Source organism: Microbulbifer okhotskensis (assembly GCF_023895975.1).
Lineage (GTDB): Bacteria > Pseudomonadota > Gammaproteobacteria > Pseudomonadales > Cellvibrionaceae > Microbulbifer > Microbulbifer okhotskensis.
Genome location: NZ_JALBWM010000142.1, coordinates 1 through 8,453 on the forward strand (window position 1 = coordinate 1; position 8,453 = coordinate 8,453).

General features: G+C 43.6%; 4 protein-coding genes. All 4 read left to right on the top strand.

Annotated elements, in window-relative coordinates; all coding sequences use genetic code 11:
• The first annotated feature begins 1,363 nt into the window (after positions 1 to 1,363).
• The 4 genes from MO867_RS19345 (at position 1,364) to MO867_RS19360 (ending at position 7,421) form a co-directional block, all read left to right on the top strand.
• Positions 1,364 to 3,490: a YbhB/YbcL family Raf kinase inhibitor-like protein gene (locus MO867_RS19345; protein ID WP_252472170.1), complete on the top strand. Its 2,127-nt coding sequence runs from the start codon at positions 1,364 to 1,366 to the stop codon at positions 3,488 to 3,490.
• Between the two features lie 48 nt (positions 3,491 to 3,538).
• Positions 3,539 to 4,102 carry a hypothetical protein gene (locus tag MO867_RS19350; protein ID WP_252472171.1) on the top strand — a complete coding sequence of 188 codons (564 nt, stop codon included), beginning with the start codon at positions 3,539 to 3,541 and terminating at the stop codon, positions 4,100 to 4,102.
• 78 nt (positions 4,103 to 4,180) lie between these two features.
• Complete coding sequence (locus MO867_RS19355) at positions 4,181 to 6,325, top strand: multicopper oxidase domain-containing protein (protein ID WP_252472172.1); 2,145 nt, start codon at positions 4,181 to 4,183, stop codon at positions 6,323 to 6,325.
• 67 nt (positions 6,326 to 6,392) lie between these two features.
• The gene (locus MO867_RS19360; RefSeq protein WP_252472173.1) at positions 6,393 to 7,421 is read left to right on the top strand and encodes an SCO family protein; all 1,029 of its coding nucleotides are present in this window, start codon (positions 6,393 to 6,395) and stop codon (positions 7,419 to 7,421) included.
• Positions 7,422 to 8,453: the final 1,032 nt, after the last annotated feature.

Sequence of the window (8,453 nt, forward strand, 5' to 3'; positions counted from 1 at the left end):
TATCCGGCCTTGGTTCCTACCTATTTCGCCCCCTAAAACTGTCCGAAGTATTGATAGTGAAATGACTATCTAATTTATTGCTATCAAAACAGATCAAATGTTGTCTGATGTTAATTGAGATCAGCGGAAAGTGAGCGCGATAGCAAGCCCTCCTTGATCTCTGTCATTTATAGGCCATCATCGAGAAAGGATGCACCCGGTAAATGATGCCGGGAGCTGTGTTCGTAGGTGGTGAGTGATTCTTCCTTAGCTAGTTCCAGCTACTTCAGAGTAGGGCAACAAAGAGTATAAAATATTGAATCGTCACTGATGTAATGTGACCAGGTGTAAGTTATTCAGAATGGTAGAAGCCCCATGCTTGTCAACAGTGGTGAGGCTTCCACAATTTGCCGATATATCCAATATCCATAAAATAATTATATACAAAAGTGAAATTAATAGTTGACGATTTTGTCGGTTTACCAATAGCCTTGGGTCGACTAAATTCGCTGTCAGCACCTATTGTCTTTGCCTGGCAGAGCTGGATATAGGCAAGATTTTTGAAACGTCTTTGATTGATGCTGATCTCAAAACTACCTGAAAGAAAAATTTTGGTGTGACTTTGATTAAACCTTGGTATCCCGGGAAAAGGCCTCAGGCCAAGGAAATAATATAAATTCATTTGACAGTTGAAGGAAGTCCTGAGTGGTGATGCTCGGGTGAATGTGGCAATAGTTTACCAGATTACGCACTGTATTTTAGTGGCATAAAAGCGAAATCATGAATACTACCACCGCCTTTTAATCGGCCGCAAAGGCTGCTCTAGGTATCTCTCGAAGTGCCAGTACTAAAAAAATGGCCCACCCAAAAAGCCAGCGGACCTAACTCATATGAAAGCAGTTGGGAATATATACGGATTTTCCGGAAATGGGCCACAAATAAATCAAAGAATGGGTTTGGCTAGGTGCATATTGATCATTCCAGCTCGATTACTATTATTAAAGCCATTTTTGCTTAAAAGAAAGGGTGGATTTACCTGTATAGAGGAAGACTGCAATACAGGAAAGCCGCTGTGGGCTGAGACACATGGCCAAACAATGGGGCCCTATACGTCGACTATAAAGTGATCAATAGCCTAGTAGCGTTTTTGTCAACATCTGGCCGTGTGTTTTTTTGCGGGGAACATCACAAAAATAGTGGAAAGAAATGTAAACTATAAGTTCCTTTGCTGCGTTATTAGTTCCAAATCGGCTTGCGCCACATCGTATTCCCCGGTGAATTGATTGGGGGGCGGCCGGGCTGAGTTTAGTTAAAGTCTCTGTCGATTAATTTTTTACATTCTGAACTGAGAAAAAATAAAGTGGTAAAAATAAGATATTTTTTTGTGTTGATAATTTACTGGACCCTGGCGAGCTGTGGTAGTGGTTCAGGCAGTAATTCGAGTGTGGGTGAAGATAGTCTAGATGATGATAGTTCTGACAATGATACGCTCGTGAATAATGCCCCTAAGTTGGTGAATTTATCTTCAGTGATCAATGTGGTTGAAAATACCACTGAGGTTGTTGCAGTAAAAGCATCAGATGATGAGGGTGACTCTCTAAGTTTTTCTCTCAGTGGCGCTGATGCCGCATATTTTGAGATTTCAGCAGAGGGGCTGATCACTCTCATTACACCGGCAGACTACGAATCCAAAAATGTCTATTGGCTGACGGTGAGCGTTTCAGATGAAGAGTTATCTAATGCGCAAAATTTGGTAGTCTCAATAACAGACATCGGTGAAGAGCCTAGTGATTACATTGATATGCTTATCAGTAGTGCAGCGTTCAAAAAAACGGAGGGCTTATATTTTAACTTACCGATCAGCTACACTTGTGATGGCGCAGGAGGTGGTACTTCACCGCTAATATCATGGGCAGATATTCCTGATAATACGGGCTCGCTAACCCTGACCATGCATACAGTCAATACTGATGGCAGTGTTACGCCACAATTTACTGTTTTCAATATTTCCCCCTCGATAGCAACCTTGCCAGAAGGAAGTTTGTCTATTGGTACGGCAGCTTATGGAGATATGACGGCGGCAGCAATTAACAATGCTGAAGGGGTTCCATATTCCAGCCCCTGTGCAACAGGTGCGGGGACAGAGACCCTCTATGTGTTTAGCCTCTACGCACTTACCGCAGAGCTTGCACTCAATTCGGATACGACACAGGCAGACGTGTTAAATGCGATTGAAGCTGGTTCCGGGTTGATTTCATCTCAGACCTTAACCACCAGAAGAATAAGCTGGGATGCTGAATCGCTAGCCAATAATCTGCACGTGCCCATTGCAGTGCCCTCTACGTGTGAAGAGAAAACGGCGCATTTTAATGAATACGCTCATATGCACAGTGGCATAGGTTGCAATGAAGAAGAAAATCTCATGGGCGTTGCCTCCTATGTTCCTACAGGAGCAAGATCGGACTTGCAGGAACAGGCAAACCTTGTTGGTATCACTCAGTGGATTGGCAGAATACCGTTACCTCTACCGGATACCAGCTCATTTCCAATTGAAACTTCTTTTCTGAATGCCGCTACTAACAATATGGCATGCTCGGATTCCCCATCCATTGGTGTCTCTGTTGATGGTACAAAAATACTGTCCACCTACCGTAAGAACAGCTCAGAAAGCGAGTCGGATAGTTGGACATGTGGCCCTAACGATGGCACTCCCATTACTGTGGATATGATAGTTTATGGGTCTATAGATCAGTGTCATGGTCATGCCCCTAATGGTGATGGCTATCACCTCCACGGCCCCCCCATTTGCCTGATGGACACCCATGATCCGAGTAAACCTATCGCCTATATGAAGGATGGCATTCCGTTATACTTTGGGCAGTCTGGAGGCACGGTCGAAAACAACCCAAATGCACAAGATACTAACGTAGTCACAACCACTAATTACGGTACAGGCCTCTACGAGCATCTTGACTACCGTCCAGCCGACGTTATTGACGGCAGTAATCCGCTCAATGAATGTAATGCCTATGATATAAATCAAGATGGCGTAGTATCGGGCTATGTCTATTACACCTCCTTTAATTCTCCGTATACCATCGGTTGTTTTATGGGCGAAAGAAATCCTGAAGCCTCTGGAAATCTTGGTTTGGGTCAAAACTTAGGTTGGTCATGGACTAATGGGCCTAGAACAGGCTGGGCCGGACAGACTTTGGGAGAACCTCTCAATGTTAGCGTCATCGCGAATTATGCAGGCTATTTCAATGACAAGCTGTATAACATCACCGAACTCTATGTGAAGCAATCATACGAATTCCTTACCGAAGGTGATACTGCAGAAGTTCTCTGGCGGATATTGGATGAAAGTGATGATGATTATCAAGCTGATGCCAGTTGTTTTGAGTTTAGGTATCGAGCAAATAAAAATATCACTGATAGCGATGAGACTGAAACACTTTGCGCAAATAAAGTTATTAATGAAACGACACTGAGTTTCACTCCTTTTGGGTAGGTAGGTTAACTAATGGCTGGTACAAGGGCTATTCAGAAGGAAAATTTTATGAAGTTAGTCAGCGCTGTATTCTTAACGTTAATGTTTACATTGACATCTTTTGGGGCGCAGAGTCACGGTCTTATCTCTACCACGGCAAAGGTGGAGGTAAGGCCAAATAATTTAGTGGAACTTCAAGTTCAATTTGACTTTATTGCGTTACTTAATCATCGGTCAAAAGACTATCAGTTGCCGGTTGTAGCAACGCTTTCACCAGAAAAATACGGTTTACTGTATCAAGCTGTGACAAAATTATTTGATCAACATTTGGAGGTTAGTGTTGGGGGCGCTCCGGTTAAGCTCAACAGACGGTATCCTTCACGAGATCAAATGTTTGAAGTGACTAAAAGGCAGTTTATTGAGTCCAGTTTTTCTGGTGTGGACAGTACCCCCTATACTTTTAGCGATCGCAGATTTTATCAAAGGTTCTTTTTTGACTTTAAAGTGAGTAGTCGAGAAGACATTAATAAGCTTGTTGTCTCCTTCCCTAAAGAGCTTGGGGGGATCTACGTGAGTTTTGTCCAGCCGGTCAGCAAAGAGGTCCATAGCGGTGAACCTTGGAAACTTCGATAATGGATTCCGTATATGCGATTAAACGGTATTGTCATTTATTAACCGTATCGTTTTCATCCAAATTGATTGGAATGTTCAGTGATTAACTTTAAAAGCGCTATATATATTTTTTGTTTTATCCTGCTTGCTTCCTGTGGAGGTGGAGGTGGAGGTGGAGGTGGAGGTGGAGGTGGAGGTGGAGGTGGAGGTGGGAGCGGTGACACCAATAACCAGCCGGATGACAATTCTGTCAGTACGCCTCAGTTGGCAGGGCTGACAATTGGAGGTGCCTCGCTGATTCCAAGCTTTGATCCGCTAATTACTGATTATACTGCCACCCTGGATGCCAGCGTTGTCAGCTTTACTCTTGTGGGGGAAGATAGCCTTAATGCCGCTATTAACGGTGTTCCTGTTGCTATTAACGAAGCTAGTAATACCTTTGATGTGATTGAGGGTGACAATCACTATGAAATTTTGATTTCAGATTCTGCCGGTACAACTACCAAGAGTTATATTGTGGTGGTTAGGTTCGAAGCGGACGATACAGCAGGTGGCGGGGCGCCCATTAACTTTGGACCTGCGCCTGAACTCTACGAGGGCGTTGAAGTCGGTTTGGCTACGGATTTTGTTGATAATAGCGGTAATGAAACGACGGTGACCCAGTTAATTGAGATGCATTTGTCAATGGATGTGGGAAGTACTGATTTTTGCAAAGGATTTACCAGTGCGCACCTTCCCAGTACGACATGGGGGTTCAATATTAATGATGGCCGCGAGAAAAGTAATGCAATACTAGGACCAACGCTGAAGTTGGTGAAGGGGAAAAACTATCGAATACATGTTACAAATAATCTTCACGATGGTGTTTTTAGTGGCGTAGGGGAGGGTGTGAAATCCACTGTGCACTGGCATGGTTTGAGTCTTTTGGGTGAGAAAGATGGTGGCCCTCACCAAATGATTAATTCAACTTACGCACCTGATGCTCTCGATCATATGGGTAATATCAATCCAACTACCTGGACCGTTGATATCCCCATGGAAAACGACAGTGCCAGTTTTTGGTATCACCCTCATGCAGAAGGGATTACCGGGTTGCACGTCTATAACGGTTTGGCGGGAATGATTGTTGTCAAAAATCCGGATCAAAACCCGGATATACCCAATACGTACGGTGTTGATGATTTCCCCATTATTATTCAAGATAAAGGCTTAGGGGATATCAGTCTTCGCTCGAATGCAGTTTCAGAAACCATGTCTGATACCGATGATTGCATACTTGATCCCGATGGCAGTGTAGGCTCAATTGTTGATGCCTTTAAGGGGGCTGCACAGGTTGTCAATGGCCATTATAAAGCAGAGTTTACCTTCCCTCGACAAGTTGTACGGCTAAGAATTCTAAACGGCGCAGCCGCTAGAAGCTACAATCTGGGAATTGAAAACTCAAACGGTGAAGAGGTTAAGTTCTATCAAATAGCCACCGATGGCGGTTTGCTCGATACGCCTTATGAAGTTACACGGTTGTTGATGTACAACGGAGAGCGTAATGAAATACTGCTTGACCTCACCAATGCTAACGAAGGCGATACTTATACGGTTAGAAGTTATGGCACGGAACTGGATCTGATATCCCAGGGTGTGGATGATAGAAATATTGATATAACTGGCGATCAAGATAATCTGGATACTCAGGATTACGATATATTTCAATTCAGCGTAGGAGGCATCGATACCACCAATCGAATCGTCAATATTCCATTGGATTTAAGGCCAGAAAACCCGATTGCAAAGTTGAATGCTGAGGATGCAACTGTCTACAACTTGGCATCACCAAGAAATTTTTCATTACAAAATACTAATGCCATTGAATATGATAATTCTGGTCGAAATGCTGCAATGGAGATGGATGTTATTAATCTGTCACCACAGTATGGCACTACAGAGGTGTGGAGAGTATCGGCAAATAGTGACTTGAGACTCGCGCATCCCTTCCATGTTCACGATGGCTCTTTCCAGGTACTTAAACGTGTGGTAAAGAATGCTGATTTAAGTGAAGGGGCTGAGGTCGCTTTAACACCTGCTGAAATTGGCTGGAAGGATGTAGTGCAAGTTCGTGAGGATGAGTATCTCTACATTATTAAAGAATTTAGCTATTACTCCTATGCCGACTCACCCTTTATGTTGCATTGTCATATTCTGCCCCACGAAGATGAAGGTATGATGGGGCAATGGACTGTTATCGAATAGTTATTCTAGGGTCCGAAATGTTGGACTCAGAGGCAATAGTAATGAAACTCATTCTAGAGATAATATTGTGAATGAAAATAACCCTTTTACTGCTCGAAAACAGCTGGCAAACCTGTTGGTGGTGATAGCTATCTCTATTTATATACCCAGTGGACTTTGTGCAGCCCAACTACCGGTTCTCAACTTCGGTGGGGATTTCACTTTAATTAACCAGCACGGTTCTGAGACTCACCTATCTGATTATCGAGGCAAAGTGGTAATCATGTCGTTTGGATTCACCAGTTGTCCCGATATTTGTCCGGTGACAATGAATCAGTTGAAATATGTGATGAACCAGCTGGGAGATCAAAGTAATAAGCTTCAGAATATTCTTATTTCGATTGATCCAGAGCGTGATACACCAAGCGTATTAAAAAAATATCTAGCCTATTTTGATCCATCATTCATAGGGCTGACTGGCTCACTTGACGATATCAAATCAGTGGCTATGAAATACCATAGTTCATTCAAAAAACGTGAAATGAGCACTCCGGATCAATATATTTTTGGCCATACTGTCTCCGTTTTCCTTATAGATCAGCAAGGCCAGCTGCGTGGCCATTATAAGACAGAAACGGAATTGGATAAGCTGATATCGGCAACCAAAACATTGGTTGCTGAAGGACTGAGTAAAGAACAGATTCATAGCCCAAAAGATATTGAGCATGGTTCTTATATCGAAATTGAAGATGCTTGGGTTCGGTATCTTCCTCCCGGTGTCGAAAACTCAGCGGCATATATGACCATCGTAAATACATCAGATAATGCAGATCGGTTAATTAGTATTAGTTCTCCGATAGCCGATTCCACAGAAGTTCATGAATCTTATATCGATGATGGAATGGCAGTGATGCGACCAGTGGAAGCACCTAGCATCGACGCAAATGGCACCTTGGCGTTTGAACCTAGAGGTCTTCATATCATGCTGCTTGAAGTTGGGGAAGCGCTAAAAATAGGAGAACAGATAGACTTAACATTGAGTTTTGAGAATGCCGGTGTTGTTGATGTCAGGGTGCCGGTAAAAGAAGATCCGGGTATCCCTCACAGTCATCATTGAGTAAAGGGGGAAAGTTAATCTTTGTAGGGGGTGGGTGATAAGCTGCCCCTACTTCTCAATAGTGGCATGTATTTCAAGCGCATTTGGATGGTGTTGTAATGCAGGTCACTCAATGGTGTTTGTTAAGTATTTGCTCGGAGATCCGAAACACAGAATCATTTGGTTTCTTGATGCTTTGCCTGTAGGTCATGCTAAACGGTAAGCTCGGAGATAGTACAGAACGATAGGGGATTCTGGGCTCTGCTCAGAAAGGGCCTTACAGGACTGCGATGTGGGCAATGATAAGTTAGTTCGGTTTCCGAGATACCTCATCGAAGCTGATGGAAATTTAGTGAATCGCTTAACACTGTAAAATGGCGGGCAGATACAAGCTCACTTTTTGCCCTATGATCACCGCTGCTAACTTAGAGGGTTGGGGAGCCTGCCTCTGACGGGGACACCGCTCAATCCTATTGATACGATCAGATTTCTCTTGCCGTGAACTATGGAATACCGCTAGCGAACTCATTAGTCAATTTTTTGGATTGGTGCAAGAGCTTACTGGAGGGGTTTGATCTTAGATGGCGCCTGCAGCCAAAAGCAGGCTGGTAAATACACTAAACCTTGCAGGAAATTATCAATCCTCACTCAGCATCTGTGACAATCTTGAGCTACAGCTATAGCTACAGCTACAGCTTTCCGCCCTCACTTGAGATGAGCGGAAAGCTGTGGATCTTGCTATCAAAATAGAGGAGGTAGCGCTATCAAGAATATACTCAAGCCCACTCCTGCCGATTCTAACTCCTGATCAAGCCCAGTAAAAAACCTCTCTACAATTACCAGCGAATAGGCTAGCGTGACTGCCGGGTGATCACCGTTGGGGGCTAATAAGCCGTATCGGTTGCGGGATGGTGGAGTCCTGTCAAAATCAGTCCGAAATGCCGACACATGGATCGGCCCCAGGGCTGTCCCATATAAATCGGTGTAAAAACGAACAAAATAGACCTAAAATAGCCATCTTTTTTGAAGCATAGAGTGTTTTTTAGACAAAAT